We start from the raw sequence: 572 nt of genomic DNA, 5'->3' as shown, positions 1-572 counted from the left end.
ATATAGCGCAGAAATAGATTTCTACGCTATATATTATAAAAGTGGAGAAAAAGATCTGTTATTAAATAAACCTATAACAATACAGATATTGTCTCTTTATGATAAAATTGTTGTATTGTTATATTAAAGGTGGGTTTTTCATGGAAGGTATCTGGTTTTGGATTATTGTGGATGTTATTGTACCTTTATTATTATTTCTTTATTTACGAAACGAATTGAAAGAAGATACAAGTGAAAGGGTTAGGAATAGAGTAAACTTTGTGATGGGGTTTGGTATTTTTTCATTGATAATACAAATACTATCGTCTTTGATGTATGCATTTTTAATCTTATTTTCTCTCGAGGGAACGCTTTATCGATTTGTTGAAAAATGTGTGAACGTAAGTATGTATTGTATATGGGCTACTTTTTTTATCGTGCCTGTGGTCTTTTATTTTACTAGAGATGATGAAGAGAATAGTCCGACGTAAAAAGAAGGGAATCTCCCTTCTTTTTTTGATGCAATTTTTTTGTTTATAAATTAAATGTACGGAATTTTATTGTAGGGGTAGCACCACATGCCCATCAACTTA

Annotated in this window: 1 protein-coding gene; it reads left to right on the top strand. The window is 30.1% G+C overall.

Going from position 1 to position 572, the window contains the following annotated elements:
* Nucleotides 1–140 precede the first annotated feature (140 nt).
* Nucleotides 141–470, top strand: coding sequence for a hypothetical protein (locus K5S59_RS27600; RefSeq protein ID WP_212982302.1), 330 nt, complete (start codon nucleotides 141–143; stop codon nucleotides 468–470).
* Nucleotides 471–572: the final 102 nt, after the last annotated feature.

The organism is Bacillus sp. BML-BC051, from assembly GCF_019656175.1.
Lineage (GTDB): Bacteria > Bacillota > Bacilli > Bacillales > Bacillaceae_G > Bacillus_A > Bacillus_A mobilis.
This window is presented reverse-complemented; position numbering and strand designations above follow the sequence as displayed.